Source organism: Floridaenema aerugineum BLCC-F46 (assembly GCF_041929345.1).
In the GTDB taxonomy this organism is placed as follows: Bacteria; Cyanobacteriota; Cyanobacteriia; order Cyanobacteriales; family Aerosakkonemataceae; genus Floridanema; species Floridanema aerugineum.
The window spans coordinates 16,055-36,298 of record NZ_JBHFNQ010000037.1 but is presented as its reverse complement, the minus strand read 5'-3'; the positions used below and the strand labels follow the sequence as shown (position 1 = coordinate 36,298).

At 40.8% G+C, this 20,244-nt stretch carries 12 protein-coding genes and 1 pseudogene; 9 read left to right on the top strand and 4 right to left on the bottom strand.

What is annotated here, in order from left to right; translation table 11 throughout:
- Positions 1-181: 181 nt before the first annotated feature.
- Complete coding sequence (locus tag ACE1CC_RS04140; protein ID WP_413269204.1) at positions 182-391, bottom strand: hypothetical protein; 210 nt, start codon at positions 389-391, stop codon at positions 182-184.
- 83 nt (positions 392-474) lie between these two features.
- Here ACE1CC_RS04140 and ACE1CC_RS04135 point away from each other — a divergent pair, with 83 nt between their 5' ends.
- The 5 genes from ACE1CC_RS04135 to ACE1CC_RS04115 all read left to right on the top strand — a co-directional run bounded on the left by ACE1CC_RS04135 (position 475) and on the right by ACE1CC_RS04115 (position 5,431).
- Entirely contained in the window at positions 475-1,545 is a 1,071-nt protein-coding gene (locus ACE1CC_RS04135; RefSeq protein ID WP_413269203.1) for an ATP-binding protein, read from the top strand.
- Between the two features lie 68 nt (positions 1,546-1,613).
- On the top strand, positions 1,614-1,835 hold the full coding sequence (locus tag ACE1CC_RS04130; protein WP_413269202.1) for a hypothetical protein: 222 nt from the start codon (positions 1,614-1,616) through the stop codon (positions 1,833-1,835).
- A 67-nt stretch (positions 1,836-1,902) separates the two neighbouring features.
- A complete protein-coding gene (locus ACE1CC_RS04125; RefSeq protein ID WP_413269201.1) occupies positions 1,903-2,178 on the top strand; it encodes a hypothetical protein in 276 nt (91 codons plus the stop codon).
- A gap of 5 nt (positions 2,179-2,183) precedes the next feature.
- Entirely contained in the window at positions 2,184-2,630 is a 447-nt protein-coding gene (locus ACE1CC_RS04120; protein WP_413269200.1) for an HNH endonuclease, read from the top strand.
- 404 nt (positions 2,631-3,034) lie between these two features.
- Positions 3,035-5,431, top strand: coding sequence for an AAA family ATPase (locus ACE1CC_RS04115; protein WP_413269199.1), 2,397 nt, complete (start codon positions 3,035-3,037; stop codon positions 5,429-5,431).
- 90 nt (positions 5,432-5,521) lie between these two features.
- On the opposite strand, the gene ACE1CC_RS04110 is transcribed toward ACE1CC_RS04115, so the two are convergent.
- Positions 5,522-7,816 (bottom strand): FdhF/YdeP family oxidoreductase, encoded by a 2,295-nt coding sequence (locus ACE1CC_RS04110; RefSeq protein WP_413269198.1) that lies wholly within the window; start codon positions 7,814-7,816, stop codon positions 5,522-5,524.
- A 640-nt stretch (positions 7,817-8,456) separates the two neighbouring features.
- Between ACE1CC_RS04110 and ACE1CC_RS04105 the strand changes: the two genes are divergently transcribed.
- Positions 8,457-10,271: a hybrid sensor histidine kinase/response regulator gene (locus ACE1CC_RS04105; RefSeq protein WP_413269197.1), complete on the top strand. Its 1,815-nt coding sequence runs from the start codon at positions 8,457-8,459 to the stop codon at positions 10,269-10,271.
- A gap of 114 nt (positions 10,272-10,385) precedes the next feature.
- Here ACE1CC_RS04105 and aqpZ read toward each other — a convergent pair whose 3' ends face one another.
- Together aqpZ and ACE1CC_RS36705 are read right to left on the bottom strand one after the other, a co-directional pair.
- On the bottom strand, positions 10,386-11,159 hold the full coding sequence (gene aqpZ, locus ACE1CC_RS04100) for an aquaporin Z (protein WP_413269196.1): 774 nt from the start codon (positions 11,157-11,159) through the stop codon (positions 10,386-10,388).
- A gap of 125 nt (positions 11,160-11,284) precedes the next feature.
- Positions 11,285-11,536, bottom strand: a pseudogene (locus tag ACE1CC_RS36705) (response regulator transcription factor); the annotation flags it as partial.
- Positions 11,537-12,178: 642 nt separating this feature from the next.
- On the opposite strand from ACE1CC_RS36705, the gene ACE1CC_RS04090 reads away from it, so the two are divergent.
- The 3 genes from ACE1CC_RS04090 to ACE1CC_RS04080 are packed head-to-tail and all read left to right on the top strand — an operon-like array spanning position 12,179 to position 20,144.
- Positions 12,179-14,563, top strand: a complete 2,385-nt coding sequence (locus ACE1CC_RS04090; protein ID WP_413269194.1) for a response regulator — start codon at positions 12,179-12,181, stop codon at positions 14,561-14,563.
- Between the two features lie 50 nt (positions 14,564-14,613).
- Positions 14,614-19,776, top strand: coding sequence for a PAS domain S-box protein (locus ACE1CC_RS04085; protein WP_413269193.1), 5,163 nt, complete (start codon positions 14,614-14,616; stop codon positions 19,774-19,776).
- On the top strand, positions 19,773-20,144 hold the full coding sequence (locus ACE1CC_RS04080) for a response regulator (RefSeq protein WP_413269192.1): 372 nt from the start codon (positions 19,773-19,775) through the stop codon (positions 20,142-20,144). Before ACE1CC_RS04085 ends, ACE1CC_RS04080 begins: the two co-directional genes overlap by 4 nt.
- Positions 20,145-20,244 lie beyond the last annotated feature (100 nt).

The following is a 20,244-nucleotide window of genomic DNA, read 5'->3' as shown; positions in this document are numbered from 1 at the left end:
AGTAGGGGCGAAGCATTCCGGCAAATATCTTTTGGTTCAACCAACAAATTACTACCGGAATGCTTCGCCCCTACAAATCCAAAATAACCGTTTGTGTCCGTGCAGAGTATAAATAAAAATCGCGCCGTCTACTGGAAAAAGCGCGTTTAGAAAATCTAGTAAATCTCAATTGTTACTTTTGTTATAAATGAGCAATCAGGTAGTAAACAATAAATATTGCCAGAAGTATGCCACAAGCGATCGCCAACTCCTGACAAATTTGATAAATAGTTACTATTGCTGCAACAATGTAGAGGGCTTCTTTGAGGTAGTTAAAGTATTGCATATCAGTAGGTTTGAACTCGATAATACTAATCAAACCCTGAGCTTGACTGAGTTCGAGTTGGAGCATTTGTTACCAGTGTCGGACTTTTGCATGACATCTGTAGGGCTAAAAAATTAACTCCTGTGTGAGTTGCTGTTGTCAGGTGAATTATGCCGCGATCGCTAAAAGTAGCCCCAAAGTATATCGTTAAAGTAAAACAATCTCTTCAGCGTAACGGCTTTCCCAGCCAACAGGTGCTAGCCGACACATTAGGAATAGCTAGAGACACCGTTAGCAAGTTCCTTAACGGCAAACCCGTTGATTATCTTAATTTTGTCGAAATTAGCGAAAGACTGGGGTTAAACTGGCAGCAAATCGCCTCTAAAGAAGAAACTACACCCCCACCCCCCTCACCTTTTATCCCCGGCATTCCCACCACCCAACCGCGCTACTTTTTCGGGAGACAGCGAGAACTCAAACGCATATTCGATTTACTAAAACGCCATCCCCTGCAAAACGCCGCCATTATCGGTAAACGGCGTAGCGGCAAAACTTCTCTGCTGCATTACTTGAAAAACATCACCACCACACCAGCAGCACAGTTGCGCCCCAACCAAAAATCTGACTGGTTGCCCAATCCAGAGAATTATCGCTGGATATTCGTAGACTTGCAAGATGCGCGAATGCAGAGTCGGGAGGGATTGTTAGGCTATATATTAGAATGCCTGGAAATGCCGATACCCAATCCTTGTGACTTAGATAAATTCATGGATGCGGTTAGCGGCAAATTGCAGAAACCTACAGTTATCTTACTCGATGAGATTGGCGTAGGATTGCAACGCTGTCCCGAATTAGATGATGGGTTTTGGGAGAGTTTGCGTTCCTTAGCCACCAACTATACTCAAGGTAATCTAGCCTTTGTCTTAGCGACACCGGAATCACCCATAGAACTAGCGCGTCACACCGGACATAGTTCGCCCTTTTTCAACATTTTCGGCTATAGCGCCACATTGGGAGCGTTGACAGAGGTAGAAGCGCGAGAATTGATAACTAGTTCGCCCATACCTTTCCCAGAGGATGATATAGAGTGGATTTTAACCCAAAGTGGACGCTGGGCGATTTTGTTGCAAATCCTTTGTCGAGAAAGATTATTTACTTTAGAAGATGGGGAAACAGAGGATAATTGGCGGGAAGAAGCATTGCAACAAATGCAACCGTTTTTAGGTTTGTTAGAAGCATAAACTAAAATTGAGGTACGTTGTTGCGCTTTAGCGCTAAAGTCCATCTTTAAATAAATGGCAGATTAAATATGAACGCACACAAGATAGAAACAACTTTAACTGACAATGGCACTTTACTATTAAAAGATTTGCCATTTCAAGCAGGTGATTCTGTGGAAATTATTATTCTTAAACGTAATTACCAACAATCAGAATCAAATCCTTATCCTTTGCGCGACAAACAACCATATCGCTATGACGATCCTTGTGAACCTGCTACACCTTTAGAAGATTGGGAAGCACTGCAATAATTATAATGGTATTATCTTGAAAATTTTGCCTCAAATTCAAATGTCTACATTTCCCTAAATAAAGACCATGACAACTAATTTACCTCTAAAGCTGCATAGCTTACCCAACAGTTTACCTATCGAAGGCGCTGTTCGCATTGAGTTAGTAGAAGGAGTGCCAATTCTTCGTGCTTCTAGCACAGTACAAAATCGAATTGAAACTTTACTAGCCAAACAAAAAGATTCTGGTCTTACGGCTGAAGAAGAAAAAGAGTTAGATTCTTATGAGGAATTAGACGATTATTTCAGTTTAATTAACCGCCTCGTTAGAAATCTTTTACTGACTCCCAAAAAAGGAGAATAAAAGGCTTGTCTGCAAATCGTTACATTAGTGAATCAACCCAAGAAGAAGTACGAAAACGAGCTAATTACTTGTGCGAATACTGTCACACATCTGAGCGATGGCAGTGTATTCCCTTTACAGTAGATCATGTAATTCCTTTGAGTAAAGGTGGCTTAAACTCGATCGATAATTTAGCTTTAGCTTGTTTTCATTGCAATCGCCAAAAATCAGATAAAATTGCAGCAATCGATAAGCAGTCAGGGGCAGAAGTGTCTTTGTTTAATCCTCGTTCTGATAGCTGGGAAGAACACTTTATCTGGTCAGTAGATGTACGCTCAATTATTGGTTTGACAGCAACAGGACGAGCTACAATTGCAGCATTAAAATTTAATAGAGAAAGAATCGTTGATATTCGCGCTGCCGATAAGGAAATCGGACGGCATCCACCACCGGGGGATTGCATTCAGAGTTAATTGCAAAAATATTGTAGGGGCGAACGCGAGTGCGTGCCGTAGGCATCAGCATTTGGGCGACAATTTATGCAACTCAAAAAAGATGCTTAAATCCAAATGCTTCGCCCAGCCCCGACAGATAACCTCTATCTACAAATCTCTCCAAAACACAACCACAAATTTATGCAAATCTACGAAGATACTGATATCGAGGTTATCTGTGAGGCAGGGCGAAGCAGTCGGATAGTTATATCTTGGTTATGTCTCATAAATTGTCGCCCGACTGCTTCGCCCCTACAGAATTTCCGACGATTTTCTCATAGGCGCAACATCCACAACCTGGTAAGTCAATTCACAATAAATAAAGAATAGATTCTCAGCGTTTTTCCTCACACCCAGCCCAGAAGACAAAAACCCCAACCAAAATGACCTCGCCAAATGTGCCGCGCAACGCCTACACCCATGCACCCGAACAGCACCCCAACCTGATTATCGGTAGCCTGCAATTACTCTGGTGGATTTTCTTACGTCCCTCAGCTTTCCGTAACCATTTAACCCGCATCGACCCCGACATCAACACTGATTCTTCTCTTTTAAAAATATGGATTAAACAAAAACGGTGGTGCAATCCGGCTCTATGGAGGCTATCGATCCAAAGTTACATAGTTTTGCCTATCTTAGTTAACATACTACACGGGTTAGTGCTGTGGAGATTGGGTGAGTCAATTGAAAAGATTGCTGTTCTCATTACAATAGGTGTACTTAAAAGCATAGCTTATGGGGTAATAGGAGGATTGGCAGCAAGTTTAACATTTGTTGGGTGGTTTGGTTTCGCTTATGGCATAGTCGTTTCTTTAGTAGTAGGCATATCTTCCGATTTATTTATTCCCTTTACCATTGGTGTCGGATTCCAACTTGCAGCAAGAGTAGCAAATTTATTGAAAACAGTGTTAGACAATGTGGCATTTACTGTAGCAGCAGGTGTAATAGTAACTCTACTTGGCGGAGTGGGAGGGCAAAACTTCAAAGCAGTTTTGCAAGCAGGCGTGGCGGCAGTTTTGGGAGCAATTATAAACTTATGGCTGCCAGTAGTAGTCTATCCTTTCCTAACTATTTGGAATACAGTGCTTTATCGACTCGACAAATTACGCACTAACAGTAAACCGAGTCTCTTACGTTGGCATTCTGCTTTTTGGGATGAATGGGAATTTTTGCCTTTACGCGGTTTAGACAATCACCTTCTCCTTGTCCTGGAACGTAACCCAGATGAGGGAAAAGCCGCACTAAATTACCTTAGTACCAGCCGTCAGCGTTGGGCTGCACAAGCGGTACAAATAGAACTAGATGCAAGGGAATTAGAACATTGTAAAGATGTGGTAGCTATCAGTAATGCTCATCGCACTCTAGCAGTTGACGAACTAAAAAGTCCTGTCACTATCCTACTGAGTGGTTTTAGCCGTATTAGCAATGATGTGGATGCTGCTTTGCATCAAAAAAGCACTTACAATCAGCGTTTAGTTCTGAGTAGACTGGCTAAGGAATTAGACAGTTTAATCCAGGGTTTGACCCGCAGTGATGAAAAATATGCAGTGCGTTTTCTTCCCATCGCTACTGATTGGTATCGAATCATTACTAACTATGTACTAGAACTAACAGAAACAGTCGAACTTCGCCAAGAAGTAGACAATCCCTATATCCTTGGCGTACCTCTCACCGAACAGCAGGAAATCTTCACCGGGCGCACTGACATCGGTACTCGCATCGAACAATTAATCCTAGACCGCCGCCGCCCACCTTTGCTACTATACGGTCAGCGACGCATGGGCAAAACCTCCCTCCTCAACAACCTGGGACGCTTGCTACCCAATAGCATCATCCCGATGTTTGTAGACTTGCAAGGGCCAGTTTCATCAGCGAGTGACTATACTGGTTTTCTCTACAATATCGCCAGAGCGATGATAGACTCAGCCAAACGTCAAAGTGCTGTCACTCTCCCACCCCTCACCCGCGAAACCTTAGCCGTTGACCCTTTCACCAGCTTTGATGAATGGCTCGATAAAGTAGAACAAACCCTAGCACAAAATATCGCCCTGCTTTCCTTGGATGAGTTCGAGGCGCTAGACGACGCTATCAGCAAAGGACGCTTTGACGAACAAGACGTTTTGGGAATGCTGCGTCACCTCATCCAACATCGTCCCCGCTTCAAACTGCTGCTAGCTGGTAGCCATACAATAGAAGAGTTTCAGCGTTGGGCTAGCTACTTAATCAACGTGCAAGTCTTGCATATCAGCTATCTGAAAGAACCGGAAGCGCGTCAGCTAATTGAGCGACCTGTGAAAGATTTTACCCTCCGCTACGAACCCGATGCGGTTGAGCGAGTCCTGCAACTCACCCGCTGTCACCCATTTCTAGTGCAACTGCTGTGCGCGGAAATTATCTACCTGAAAAACGAGCAAGACCCCTCTGTGCGTCGCTTGGCAACATTAGCCGATGTAGAAGCAGCAGTACCAGCAGCTTTAAGCAGTGGCAGTTTCTTTTTTGCCGATATTCAAAATAATCAGGTAGGGGCAGGTTTAGCAGATAACTCATTGTCTCAAAACCACAATCTCTCCCCAAAACCTGCCCCTACTAATGCTTTAGCTTTGCTGCGTTTCATCGCCGCACAGGGGGAAGGTGCAACAGTCAGCCGAGAAGTTTTATCCCGTCAGTTTGCCGATAATTTAGATAGTATTCTGGAATTGCTTTTGCGACGCGAATTAATTGAGGAAATTGCCGCAGGATATCGTTTTCAAGTCGAGTTAATTCGCCGCTGGTTCACATAAAGAAGCGATGATTTTGTCGAAAGAGTGAGTATTCCTGCCCGATTAACAGATAGAACAGTTAAACTATTTTCCTGGCTATAGCGTTATAGACTACTTAACGTATACACAGACAGGAACTCGTTTATAGGCAGGTGTACCACTGCGGCGATCGCTATTCGCACTAAATAAAATATTAGCTTCAGGATAAAACATAAAAGCCGCTCCTTCCCGAATTGTACCGCAAATAATCTCAATATTATCTAATTCTCCAACATCTCCTTTAACATAAACTCGTTGATGTTCTTGTAATCCGGCATTCTGCACATCCAAACGATTCATTAAAATACAATGGCGATGGGGCATTCCCCGATATTTATCCCCCTGCTGATAAACTACAGTATTATGTTGTCCGTAGCTGCGTCCCGTACCTAAAATTAGCACAATTCCTGTTGACTCTTCGGTAATACCAAAATTAGTTTTGCTTGGTAAATTTAATTGTGGTAAAGGTGTGACAAACATTTGGGCTTTTCCCGAACTTGTAGCAAATTTTGGTTGAGTAAAAATCCGCCCTTCAATAGTAAATTCTTCTTGAGTTTTGTCAATTGTGGCAATTTTTTGATAACCGGGAATGGTTTTAGCAATTAACTCCCTAACATAGCTAGTATCTTGTAATTTCCGCCAATTAATTGGACTTTCTCCATGTAGGCGATGAGCGATTTCTGTAAGTAATTCCACTTCCGAAATTAACTCAGCTTCACTTGGTTGTAAATGACTAGTTCCCGGATCATTTAACCGCACAAAATTATTCCCGGATTCAGTGGTAGTTTGATGTGGATTTTCAAACCGATTGAATACAGGTAAAATTAAGGTTTGATGTTGTGCTAATCCGTGAAAATGTCCTAAATTTGGTTTAGTAGCAACATAAAAAATGGTCGGAATTTGTGATAATGCAAATTTGGCTTGTTTTAAATCCGGGTTAGCGGCATAAAGATTTCCCCCTAAGCATAAAAGTGTATCAATTTTTCCCTCTGTAGCAGCTTCAATTAAGGCGCGGGTATCATAACCTGGGGTTTCACTTACGGGATGTCCTAATAATTGGGAGAGTGCTTGTTTGATTTCTTCTTTTAATCGCACAGTTACACCCATTGAACCAAATCCTTGGACATTGGAATGTCCGCGAATGGGCATTGTACCTGCACCGAGTTTTCCTGCATTACCTGTAATTAAGGCTGTGTTAGCAATACTAAAAACGTTATCTACTCCGTTACTATGCTGAGTAATGCCCATTGCCCAGGCAAATACTACTCGCTCTGATGTACCAATTAAATAAGCTGCGGCTGTGATTTCTTCAATAGATAAACCACTTGTGTTAGTAATAGTTTCCCAAGATGTTTGTTGGGCATAGTTTATGACTTCTTGCCAGCCGTCGGTGTAGGAGGCGAGATAGTCTTTTTTGATTAAATCCTGTTCAATTAAGGATTTTTGTAAACCAATAAATAAGGCAACATCGCTACCAGGAATTAGTTGCAGATATAAAGTAGAGATGTCTGAGCCGCCTTTGAGCAGAGATTTAATGGGAAAAGCTGGAGAAGCAAATTTTACTAAGCCGATTTCTATTTGGGGGTTAATAATGATAACTTTGCCGTTTCTTTGGCGCAATTTAATCAATTCATTCATTAACCGGGGATGATTAGCTGGAGCATTAGAGCCAACTAAAACCACGCAATCACTTTCTTTTAGGCTTTCTAGGCTCACCATTGATGTGCCTGAGCCAAATACTTGTTTTAATCCAACGGTTGAGGGAGCGTGACAAAGATCGGAACAATCTGCTAGGTTATTGCTGCCTAAGCTACGCATTAGCAGTTGTAGCAGATAAGCGGCTTCATTGGAAGAACGCCCGGAACTATAAGTAGCGATGCGTTGGGCTGGTTGTTGAAATGCTTTGGTTGCTATTTGGAAAACTTCTTCCCAGGTGATGCGTGAGTAGTGAGAGGCTCCAGTTCTGAGGATTAGGGGATAATTGAGTCTACCTAAGCGATCGCATTCCTGTGAAGTGAGTTGTTGCAGTTGAGTTATGCTATACTTCTGGAAGAATTCTCGGTTAATAGCGGGTTGTAATTCCGATGCGATCGCTTCGACACTTTTAGCACAGCGTTGTAAATATTCAGAAGCTTCGTTAACAAATCCGCCTTTTTGTCCGCCTGTTCCCCAAGCACAGGATAGACAAGCACTTTTATGATTCAGTGTTTGCCATAGTTTCAATCCTGTGGGAGTCAAGGTTTTTTCTACCCAGTATTGAATTACAGGTAAACCGCCCCCTGCTGAGGGATGAGATTCGTTGTCGTTCGGCTGAGTTTCGACAAGCTCAACTGCCCTGTTCACGTCGAAGTCTGGAGAGTTGTTCATCTGTGGTTAACTCAAGGAATGCAATTTTATTTTAGCTACAATCTAAGCGATCGTCTTGAGATCTTTTGAGAATTGAGAATGGTGCAAGATCTCAGCTCAACCCCATAAATCACTTCTGTTGTAAAAGTCCAAACCTGTTTTGTCAGAATATCAATCCGTTGCAGATAAAGCAGCGCTGTTTTGTCAGCAGGATTTACACTTAACACTTTTTCAAAGCAACAGGCGTAGGATCGCTGACAATTGAAATTAATGGATTATTATGAATTAATTTGTCATAATAATTACCTGGTTAAAAAAAATTTATTTCAGATTGTTGAGATCTCAAAGAAATCACCATGAAATTGAGATATTTTAATTGATAGCTCGCTCGCTCGATCGCCTTATGATTAAGATCCCTGTGGCTCCTATCCAACCTATTTGTCACTCCCTAATCAGGAAAATTTTGCCTATATTACTGGGTGTGGTAGCTTCTGTTACTGTTTTATTTCTGTCGCTCGGCTTTCGGGACCTGAACAACTATACATTCAACAGTTGACTCGTGAGTAGAGCAAACACAATTGAAATTAATCTTAGCCATGAACTGAACTATCGAATCAGCCAGCCAATAGCCAATAGCCAATAGCCAAAAATAGATTTTATTATGCTTAAACCCCCATCTAAAACAAGTATTCTAATTGTAGACGATCGCCCCGATAATTTGCGGTTGTTAGCTACAATTCTAGAGTTCCCTGGCTATATTGTTCGGAAATCCCTGAGTGGAAACATGGCGTTGCAAAGTGTCCAGCAAAATCCACCTGATTTGATTTTGCTGGACATTAATATGCCAGGAATGGATGGCTATGAAGTTTGCCAAAAGTTGAAAGCCTCAGAAGTGACACAACATATTCCAATTATTTTTATTAGTGCTTTTGATGATATAAGTGATAAAGTTAAAGGATTTGAAGTTGGCGGACAAGATTATATTACTAAACCTTTTCAAGAACTGGAAGTATTAGCACGCATTAAAAATCAATTATTAATCCAACAACAACAGCAACTTCTAATTGTCCAAAATCAAAAATTAGAAAGAGAAGTTCATGAACGACAACTGGCGGAAGCAGAAGTCCGGCAATTGAATATTAATTTAGAGCGAGGAGTACAAATTCGCACATTGCAATTACAACAATCCTTAAATTTTGCCGCGACCTTAAAGCAGATTTCTGATAGAATGCGGGATTGTTTAGATCAACATCAAATTTTGCAAATGGTTGTGGAAGCATTGGGATGTGCGTTAGAGGTGAACTGTTGTGATGCTGTGCTTTACCATCCCGATCGCTTAAAGTCCGTGATGCGATATCAATGGGTACAGCCAGAATTGAATCAAACTAAAGATCAACCATTTTATACAATAGATTCTCCAGAAGTTTATCAACAGTTACAGCAGAAATATTGCTTTGCTTTCTGTCAAATAGAATCTAATTCAACGGGGAATCAGGCAGCGATTCTTGCCTGTCCCATATTTGATAATCAGGTGGAAGAAACAGGAATTTTAGGCGATTTGTGGTTATATAGAAACACAGGTTCTAGTTTTGGTGAAATGGAGGTAAATTTGGTGGAACAGGTAGCGAATCAATGCGCGATCGCACTTCGCCAAGCTCATCTCTATGAAGCGGCACAAGCTCAAGTCCAAGAACTGCAACGGCTCAATCAACTGAAAAATGAGTTTCTTAATACCATTTCCCACGAATTGCGCTCCCCCATTGCTAGTATGAAAATGATAATTCAACTATTGGCAAGTTTGTTGAGTCAAGAAGATAATCAGACTCAGGGAAATAGGGAATTAGTAAGTCAAAACCGCCAAATTTTGCGATATTTAAAAGTTTTGCAGGAAGAGTGCGATCGGGAACTGCTTTTAGTAGAAGACTTGTTAAACTTACAACATCTAGAAGCCGGAACTTATCCGCAACAACTCTCAGAAATTAACCTCAAAGATTGGATTCTTCATACTATTGAGCCATTTGAAATTCGCACCCAAAATCATCAACAATATTTGAAAATTAATCTCGCTGCCAACTTGCCAACAGTCAATTGCGATCCTTTTAGTCTCAGTCGAGTGGTGACAGAACTACTGAATAATGCTTGTAAATATACTCCCGCAGGTGGCACTATTGCGATCGAACTTAGCATCTTACAGGAAAAAACAACTCAACAAGAAGCAAGTATTTCTCTAATCAATCAATCTTCTTGGCTGCAACTGATCGTTACTAATACAGGTGTGGAAATTCCAGAACCAGAACTTCCCCGGATCTTTGATAAATTCTATCGCATACCCCAAAACGACCCCTGGAAATATGGTGGCACTGGTTTAGGACTAGCACTGGTCAAAAAGTTGGTTGAACAAATGGGCGGAAACATCATCGCTAAAAGCGCCAACAATATTACTAAATTCATTGTTCAAAGCCCACTCTGCTCTTAGGGGAGATGGGGAGATCGGGAGATGGGGAGATGGGGAGATTGTTTCTCGTTCCCCGGTTGAACCGGGGAACGAGATCGCCGGAGGTTCTACCTCCTTTGTGAAGCCAGATCTGAGTTAAATCAATTCTTTCATGCGTTGGCGACCTTCGATCGCAGGCTCACTAAAAAAGGAGGAGTAGAAAAATCCGGCTAATATTGCGCCAAAAATTGGTGCCACCCAGAATAACCATGTTTGCGCCAAGAGTTCTGTTCCGGCAAATATCGCAACACCTGTACTCCGAGCCGGGTTGACAGAAGTGTTAGTAACAGGAATACTAATTAAGTGGATTAGGGTAAGTCCTAAGCCAATGGCGATCGGAGCAAAACCAGCGGGAGCACGATGATCGGTAGAACCCAGGATAATCATCAAAAACATGAAAGTCATTACTACTTCAGTAATGAAAGCCGCTAACAGATTATATCCGCCCGGAGAGTGTGCGCCAAAACCGTTGGTAGCTAGAGGATTAGAACCAGAAAGGACAAAACCTTCTTTTCCAGTAGCGATTAGATAAAGTAGTCCAGCGGCGATCGTTGCCCCAATCACTTGAGAAGCAATATAAGGTAGAAGTTCGGAAGCGGGAAAACGTTTACCTGCCCATAATCCAAAGGATACTGCTGGGTTCAGGTGACAGCCAGAAATATGACCGATCGCGTAAGCCATTGTCAACACAGTTAGTCCAAAGGCAAGGGCGACACCAACAAACCCAAGCCCCAAAGGAAACAAAGTCTCTCCACCCATTTTGGCACCATCTGCGGTGAAGGTTGCGGCTAGTACTGCGCTACCACAACCACCCAACACCAGCCAAAATGTACCGAGCAACTCAGCGATACACCGTTTTGTTAAGGTCATTAGTACAAATCTCCTTGGTTTTGCCAGACTTTAGGTAACAGTTATTTTTCCTGAATTGTTTTGTTTTGGGACATATTCTACAGCTTGTAGATAAGAGAATTATATGAAGATGAGAAAATTTTGTCTTAATCCACTAAACCTGCACGTAGAGCTATTACTGCGGCTTGGGTGCGATCGTTTACATTTAACTTATTAAAGATGTTTCGCAGATGAGTTTTTACTGTCCCTACTGTAAGATATAGCTTTTCAGCTATTTCGGAATTGGTGTCTCCCTGGACGATTAACTCCAAAATTTCTAGTTCCCTTTTAGTTAGGGGGTGTTCTTGTAAATACAAATGATACTCCGAGACTATTGCCCGAATGCTAACTGTTTTGCTGTTACTGAGCGAAGATTTTTCTGATTCCATATTGGAATTGAGTAGCTGAGGCACCCCCCATTTTGTTTGACTTAATTCAACCGGGGAGTTTTGGATTAAATGCTCGATCGCTAGTAAAGAGAGGCTACTGTTAACTTTCATATTTCTCAAAAACCTATCTCGAAACCAAAGTAGTAGATTTACTGAACTCTTGTTTGATTATTGCTGATTATTGTTACAACGGTAATTATATCAAAAATTTTCCCCATGTCAGGAAATATTTATATTACCAGCGTAGATTTTTGTCGAGCTAGTGCAAGGTGGCAGAAATAACTTATCAGTGGAAAAGAGGTAAAAGGCTGAACATAAAAGCCTTCTTCCCTCAGAGTCTTGGAGCCTTCTTGTACAAGCGCAGTTACTTCTTGGAAAATTTCTTTTTGCAGTTACACTCCCGAATAAAATTGTATTGGTTGCTTTTTGGGTCTAAAAAAACCTGTGTTAAATTTTAGCTAAATCTAAATGTACAACTTAAAAGTAAAGAACTTATAAGAAAAAGCTCTAGCCCGTCAAATGTTATCACTTTCTTATAAAGTTATAGTAAAAGATGTAAAGTAGACGAATCTCCCTTCTGGTTCACCTTTTAAGAAACAATCCCAGTCTGGTATGAAAATTCTATTAGTAGAGGACGATCCGTTTACAGGCGAACTGATCTCAGCAACACTGAAGACTCACCGCTACATTGTGGAACTGGCAACTGATGGTCAAATAGCATTGGAATTGGCAAATGTATGTAATTATGACTTGATAATTCTGGATGTACAAATTCCTAAATTAGATGGGATTAGCGTCTGTCGTCAGTTACGTTCCTCTGGATGTAGCACTCCGATTTTAATTTTGACAGCTAAAGATTCAAATGATGACATTGTAACAGGTTTGGATGCTGGAGCCGATGATTATGTCGCTAAACCTTGCGAGCCTGCCCAACTATTAGCACGTATCCGAGCCTTATTAAGGCGTGGAAGTGCCAAGTGTGAAGCAACAATTTTAACTTATGGGGATTTGTGTTTAGATCCGGCTTTAGCTCTGGTGAAATATCAACAGCAAGTTGTTAACCTGAGAACTAAAGAATACAGCCTTTTAGAACTGTTTTTGCGCCATCCGCAAAGGATATTTAGTCGCAATGCGATTATCGATCATTTGTGGAAAATTGATAATTGTCCAACGGAACACGCTGTCACTAATTTGATTAAAGATTTACGTCGTCAACTAAAAGCTGCTGGAATGAAAGAAGAATTTATTGAAACAGTATATGGATTAGGATATCGTGTCAAGACAGCGCCGGATCAAGGAGAAACGGCAAATAAAGCGAAGAAAGACAAAATAAACCAAACAGAAATTAATAAATTTCCCACTGAATCAGTAGCAATTAATCGAATTTTTGAACAGTTTCGTTCTACTCTGGAAGAACGGCTGAAAATTTTGGCAGTGGTAGTTCCAGAAGGATGGCAACAGGTAAATCCCGAACAGGTGCAAAAAGCTAAGGAAGAAGCGCATCGATTGGCGGGAAGTTTAGGAACTTTTGGCTATCCGAGAGGATCGGAAATAGCAAGAGCGATCGAACATCTGTTAATGGAGACAAAATTAGAGTCACAACAAATTTCTCGCTTTTCTCAACTGCTAATGGAATTAAAACAGGAATTAAACAACCCACCCCAACTTTTAGAAGAAAGCCCATCAACTTTAGCTCCGCGAGTATTACTGATCGGAGAAAAAACCGAGTTTGCCGAAAGTTTAATTGCAGAAGCCTCTGTTTGGAAATGGCAAATTCAGTTAATATCAGATAAATCAAAAGTATTACAACAGATAGCTTCAGCTACACCGATCGCCATTGTACTGCTACTCAACTCCTCGCCACTAACAAAAGAACAACTGTCGCTGCTGTGGGAATTAAGGCAAGAATTTCCTTCGATTCCTTTCATTACTTTGGGAGAACATGATAACTTAGATAGTCGGGTGCAAGTGGCTCGTCTAGGTAGTGAAAAGTATCTTGTACAACCAGTTACTCCCACAGAAGTATTGGAAGCAATTTACCAATTACTACTACCAATTCAAGAAAAAGATGCCAAAGTAATGGTAGTAGATGACGATCCCACAGTGTTGAAGATTTTAACCCATCTGCTGCAACCTTGGGGAGTGCGAGTTACTTGTCTGGATAATCCGCAGCAATTTTGGGAGGTACTCAAAAGTACTGAGCCTGATTTGTTACTGTTGGATTTAGAAATGCCGACTTTTAACGGCATCGAACTTTGTCAAGTGGTGCGCCAAGATCCGAAATATGGAGATTTACCAATTTTAGTGGTAACTGCTCATAACGATCGCCAATCCACCCAAAAAGTTTTTGCCGCCGGAGCCGATGATATGATTAGTAAACCGATCGTAGGGCCTGAATTAGTTACTAGGGTAATCAGCCGCATCGAGCGATCGCGTTTACGTCAACAGCTAGATTATCTACATCAACAGCAAGCAGCAATTTGGCAACAACAAGCCAGAATCGATCCATTAACCCAAATTCCTAATCGTCGAGCTTTGGAAGAATTTCTCCAACAACAATGGCAACAGCTAATTCAAGAACAGGAAACTTTATGCTTAATTCTCTGTGATGTAGACCATTTTAAAAATTACAACGATTTTTATGGACATCCAGCAGGTGATATCTGCTTAAAACAAATTGCTAAAACAATTCAAGAATGTATCAAATCTTCCGATTTAGCTGCTCGTTATGGTGGCGAAGAATTTGCCATTATTCTACCTAAAACTAGCCTCGATGGTGCCTTGCGTGTTGCTCAACGGATTCAACAAAAAATCTCTCAGTTACAGATTCCCCATGAAAGATCGAAAATCAAAAATTATGTGACTATTAGTATGGGTATTACAGGTAAAATTCCCACACCAGAGCAAAGCTTTGATTCCTTAATTGCGATCGCAGATGAAGCATTATATACTGCCAAAAACCGGGGAAGAAATACTTATTGTTTGTATCCTTTATAGTTTCGCTCCTTAACTCAAAACTCTCTCAAACTAAGCTAATAAATTTATATATGCGATCGTTTATTTTCCCTAAGCATCAGCGTTTTTTTCGGAAAGTTCCCTTACATTGGGTGCTGGTTGTACCTTTTGTGCTACAAACGGTGGGAGCAGTGGGATTAGTTGGTTATTTCTCTTATCGGAGTGGACAAGAGGCAGTTGAGGATTTAGCTCATCGGTTGTTGGCGCAGGTATCCCAACGAGTTAGCGATCGCCTTGACAGATATTTACAAACCTCTCAACAAATTGTGTTAGTAAATCAACAGGCAGTAAAGCAGGGAAGTCTAAATCTCAACGACTTTGAGCAACTGCGACAACATTTATGGCAACAGATTAACTTGAATCCCTTACTTTCATCTAATAGCTTTTGGAGTCAGGAGGGAGAAGCGATCGGTTACATACGTTTATTCTCAGAACAAGAACGTGACTATGCTAGCAAGCTGACTGGCAAGAACGTGATTCCGGGGAGAAAATACTTAATGAAAATCAACAAACTCAATCCGAGTCAGCGCCAGTTTTATCGGATTGACGATCGCGGTACGCCAAAAAAACTAATATATTCGACGGTTGATGTGGATTTTCAAAAGCTGCCTTGGTATCGTCAAGTAAAAGCTGCCAGAAAACCAACTTGGTCATCGATTAATGTCAATCGAATTATACCCTTTTTACAAATACAGGCATTGGCTCCCATCCATAATAGCGCCGGAAAATTTCAAGGAACTTTTAACTCTTTTTATTTATTATCAGATCTTAGTAGCTTTCTGCACCAACAAAAATTTTCTCGATCGGGACAAGTCTTTATTATTGAGCGATCGGGAACTTTAGTTGCTACCTCTAGTTTAGAAAAACTCTATGTCAAGTCAGCAAAAGGAAAACCAAAAAGATTAGCAGCATTAAATAGCCAAGATTACCGGACAAGGGAAGTTGCCCAAAAGTTAGTTAACAGATTCGGCAGCTTTTTTGATTTACGAAATCCCCAAGAACTGAATTTAGTAACTAATAATCAACGGCAGTTTGTCCAAGTAACTCCCTATCGAGATAATTATGGACTCGATTGGCTGATTGTGCTAATTGTGCCAGAATCTGATTTCATGGGAAGTATTAACAAAAATCTTTGGCGGACAATTTGGCTGTGTGGATTGACTTTTTTAGGTACAAGTGCGGCGGGAATTTTTAGTGCTTATTGTATTGCTAAACCAATTCGGAGATTAAGTCGAATTAGTCAAGAATTGGCAGAAGGGAATTGGCAAAATGTTGAGCAAGAAGATAGCGCTATTAAGGAAATTTCTGTGCTGGCGCAATCTTTCAACCGCACTGCTCAACAGTTGCAACAGTCTTTTACACAGATTAAAACAGCGCTGCAAGAATCGGAAGTAAGATTTACTAAAGTATTTCGCACTTGTCCCGATCCGATTTCAATTAATCAGTTGGGAGATGGCGGAAAATATATAGAAGTTAATGATAGTTTTATCCAATTTAGTGAGTATAGCCGGGAAGAAATTATTGGGAGAACTCCAGAAGAATTAAATTTTAGCGCTGATTTACAACAAAATGTAATTCTTTGGGAAGAGTTACAAAAATCTGGGCGAATTGAGGGATTTGAATTTCATTACCGCACTAAGTCGGGTAAGTTGGGAACTTCGCTATTGTCGATCGAACTGGTAGAATTAGACGGTCAACAACGAGTTTTGACTATTAGTAAAGATATTAGCGATCGCAAACAATTAGAACTGGCACTGCAAGCTTCTCAAGTTCAACTTAATGATATTCTCAATAGTGCGATCGCCGCAATTAGTAGCTTTCGAGTATCTCCAGATGGGAATTGGGAAATTAACTATATTTCCGCTGGTAGTGAATTTATTTCTGGTTATACTCCCGCCGAATTGCAAGCAGACAAAAACCTCTGGGTATCGCGGATTTTTCCCGGAGATTGGGAAGCGATCGAATCTCAAGTATTTGCCGATATCTTCGCGCAGCAAACCGGAACTTACGAGTATCGACTTTACCATAAAAATGGTAGCTTACGTTGGATTTCCCAAACTAATAATTCTCGATGGGATGCTACTTTAAATTGTTGGATTCTGACGGCTGTTTCTTTAGATATTACCGATCGCAAACAAGCAGAAGAACGACTTTCCAAAACTGAAAGATGGCTACGTCATTATAGCAATCAATCTCCCAGTTCAATTTATACATTGGTTGAAGAATTGGATGGGCGTGTCTGGTTTGAGTATAGTAGTTCCGCAGTAGAAGCAATTCATGAATTGACATTTCAACAGATTAGAGAAAATCCTCAAGCTTTATTTGAGCAATTCCATCCTGACGATATAGCCAGCTATACAGAAGCAGTAGCTAAGAGTAAAGAAAAGCTAGAAATTTTTTCTCATGAATGGCGGATTATTACTCCTTCTGGCAAACTTAAATGGTTACAAGCCAATTCGCAACCAGAAAAACGCAGTAATGGCGCGATCGCATGGCATGGTGTGATTACTGATATTACCGATCACAAACAAGCACAAGAAGCCTTACGCCAAAGTGAAGAAAGATTCCAAAAATTAGCAGCAGCTTCCCCAGGAGTAATTTACACCGTTATTGAATATCCTAGCGGCCCTGTGTGCTACGAATATGTGAGTCCGGCATTTGAAGAAATACATGAAATTCCAGTGGCAGAAGTTCTCCAAGATGCCACAATTACATTTAACCAAATTCATCCAGACGATCGAGAGGGCTATCAACAAGCTGTAAAAGCAAGTCTAGAAACAGGAAAACCATTCAAACATGAATGGCGAATTATTACGCCTTCTCTGAAAATTAAGTGGATTCAAGCTAGTTCTCGACCACAACGAAGGAAAAATGGTGAAGTTGCTTGGCATGGCGTTGTTTTGGATATTACCGATCGCAAACAATTTGAAGAAAAACTGGGCAAAACCGAACAATGGCTGAATCAATTTAGCAATTCCTCCCCTTCAGTTATCTACACTCTAGTTAGAGAAGCTAATGGATTATTCTGGTTTGAATACATTAGTTCCGCCTGTGAAACGATTAATGAAGTAACCGCAGAACAAGTATTAAAGGACGCTTACTTGCTAATTGGACAGATCACGAGAGAGGATATTTCAGGTTATGATGCCGCTGTTACTTACAGTGCCGAAACCTTAGAAGTTTTCTGTTATCAATGGCGAATTATTACTCCTTCTCTTAAAATCAAATGGTTACAGGCAAATTCTCAACCAGAACGTCGCAGTAATGGTGCGATCGCATGGCATGGCGTTGTTTTAGATATCACAGAACAGAAGCAAACAGAACAAGCTTTGCAACAAGCACTTGGGCATATTGATACTCACTTTGATGAATGTCCCCTAGCAATTGTGCAATGGGATCGAGACTTCCAAATTATACGTTGGTCGAAACAAGCAGAACGCATTCTTGGCTGGACTGCCCAAGAAGTAAAAGCCGAATCTCCGGCGATCTGGAAGTTTATTTATGAGGAAGATATTAATTATGTAAATGCCGAACTTTCTCCGTTGATCAATGGGTTAGTTACTGGTAAGGCGCTCGAAAATCGTAACTACACTAAAGATGGTCGAGTGATTGTTTGTCAGTGGTATAGTTCAGCAGTTTTTGATCCAGCAGGTAATTTGGTTTCTGTACTTTCTTTTGGTCAGGATATTACCGATCGCCAAAAAATTGAAGCCGCTTTGCGGGAAAGCGAACAAACAAATCGAGCTTTGGTGCAGTCAATTCCCGATTTATTAATTCGCATGAATCGAGATGGTAGATACTTAGATATCCGACTAGCTGATGGCATTAAGTTATTTAATCCTGACAAAGTTGAACAAGGAGCTAGCGTTTTCGACTTGCTGCCACTAGAAATTGCTCAACAAAGGTTCAGTCAGACTCAAACTACATTAGCAACTAAAGAAGTGCAAATTCAAGAATACCAATTGGAAATAGACGGGGAAATTTATTATGAAGAAGCCCGAATAGTTCCCTGTGGCGTGGATGATGTTTTAATAATAGTGCGTGATGTGACCGATCGCAAACGCATTGAAGCCGCATTACGGGAAAGTGAAGAAAGGTTTCGCAGAGCTTTTGATGATGCCGCAATTGGTATGGCATTAGTTTCTTTAGATGGCAGGTTTTTACAAGTAAATCATGCCCTTTGTGAAATTACAGGTTACAGCGAAACTGAACTTTTAGGCAATTTTTTACCCGATATTACTCACTCAGATGATTTAGATGCAGATTTGGAATATATGCGTCAGGTATTGGCAGGAAAACGCCGGAATTATCAAATAGAAAAACGTTACATCCATAAATCTGGTCATTTTGTTTGGTGTCTTTTAAGTATTTCTATAGTTCAGGATCAACAGGGAAATTATCTTTACTTTGTCGGGCAAGTTCAAGATATTAGCGAACGTCACAAAATTGATAGAATTAAAGATGAATTTATTTCGATTGTCAGTCATGAATTGCGAACTCCCTTAACAGCAATTCGCGGTTCTCTAGGAATTCTGGAAACCGGAGTTTTAGATAATCGCCCGGAAAAAGCTAAATATATGCTTCAGGTGGCAGTGAAAAATAGCGATCGCTTAGTCCGGTTGGTTAATGACATTCTAGATTTAGAAAGATTGCAGTCTGGGAAATTTCAATTATTTATGGAAAACTGCCAAGTTGAAGATATCATGCAGCAGGCTGTAGAATCTGTACAAGCGATCGCTAATGAAGCACAAATTAAACTGGATGTCACACCACTAGTCGCAGAAATTTGCGCTTCCACTGATGCGATTATTCAAGCCCTGACTAATTTACTCAGCAATGCAATCAAATTTTCTCCGGCTCATAGTACGATCTGGTTAAGCGCCGAATGCAGAATCGGCGAACCGCAAACAAAGGAAAATCCAACTGTTGAACAATCCCCACTTTCAACTCCCTATATCTTATTTCAGGTGAGAGATCGAGGCCGGGGAATTCCTGCTGATAAATTAGAAACAATTTTTGGCAGATTTCAACAAGTTGATATTTCTGATGCTCGGCAAAAAGGAGGTACTGGGTTAGGTTTAGCTATTTGCAAAAGCATAGTACAACAGCACAAAGGCAAAATCTGGGTTGAAAGTATTTTAGGTCAAGGTAGTATATTTTATTTCACGTTACCAATAAAAAATACAGAACTATGAGTAAACATATTTTAGTAATTGATGACGAACAAGATATTCGTGATGTAGTTCAAGTTTCCTTAGAAGAATTTGCAGGTTGGCAAGTGGAAACAGCAAGTTCCGGCGAAGAAGGGTTACGAAAAGTGAAAACTGGCAAGTGGGATGCCATTCTTCTGGATGTGTCAATGCCCGATCTCGATGGATTTTCTGTATTTGAACAGCTGCAAGCTAACTCAGCAACTCGAACAATCCCTGTAGTGTTATTAACAGCAAAAGTTTTACCTAGCGATCGTCGCCGCTTCGCCGAAATCGGTGTGACAGGAGTGATTGTCAAACCTTTCAACCCGGTGACAGTGTGGCATCAGGTAGCCCAGATTCTCAAATGGTGAAAATTTTACAAAAAAGCCTTATAACTTTCTTACTTTTTTACTTTAATTTGAAAAGTATTATCCCTTTCAAACCTACACTAGAAGTGTAGTAAGGAAATCA

Coding starts and splice junctions, on each gene's coding strand:
- ACE1CC_RS04140 (WP_413269204.1), bottom strand. CDS start 391: ATGCTCCAACTCGAACTCAGTCAAGCTCAGGGTTTGATTAGTATTATC.
- ACE1CC_RS04135 (WP_413269203.1), top strand. CDS start 475: ATGCCGCGATCGCTAAAAGTAGCCCCAAAGTATATCGTTAAAGTAAAA.
- ACE1CC_RS04130 (WP_413269202.1), top strand. CDS start 1,614: ATGAACGCACACAAGATAGAAACAACTTTAACTGACAATGGCACTTTA.
- ACE1CC_RS04125 (WP_413269201.1), top strand. CDS start 1,903: ATGACAACTAATTTACCTCTAAAGCTGCATAGCTTACCCAACAGTTTA.
- ACE1CC_RS04115 (WP_413269199.1), top strand. CDS start 3,035: ATGACCTCGCCAAATGTGCCGCGCAACGCCTACACCCATGCACCCGAA.
- ACE1CC_RS04110 (WP_413269198.1), bottom strand. CDS start 7,816: ATGAACAACTCTCCAGACTTCGACGTGAACAGGGCAGTTGAGCTTGTC.
- ACE1CC_RS04105 (WP_413269197.1), top strand. CDS start 8,457: ATGCTTAAACCCCCATCTAAAACAAGTATTCTAATTGTAGACGATCGC.
- aqpZ (WP_413269196.1), bottom strand. CDS start 11,159: ATGACCTTAACAAAACGGTGTATCGCTGAGTTGCTCGGTACATTTTGG.
- ACE1CC_RS04090 (WP_413269194.1), top strand. CDS start 12,179: ATGAAAATTCTATTAGTAGAGGACGATCCGTTTACAGGCGAACTGATC.
- ACE1CC_RS04085 (WP_413269193.1), top strand. CDS start 14,614: ATGCGATCGTTTATTTTCCCTAAGCATCAGCGTTTTTTTCGGAAAGTT.
- ACE1CC_RS04080 (WP_413269192.1), top strand. CDS start 19,773: ATGAGTAAACATATTTTAGTAATTGATGACGAACAAGATATTCGTGAT.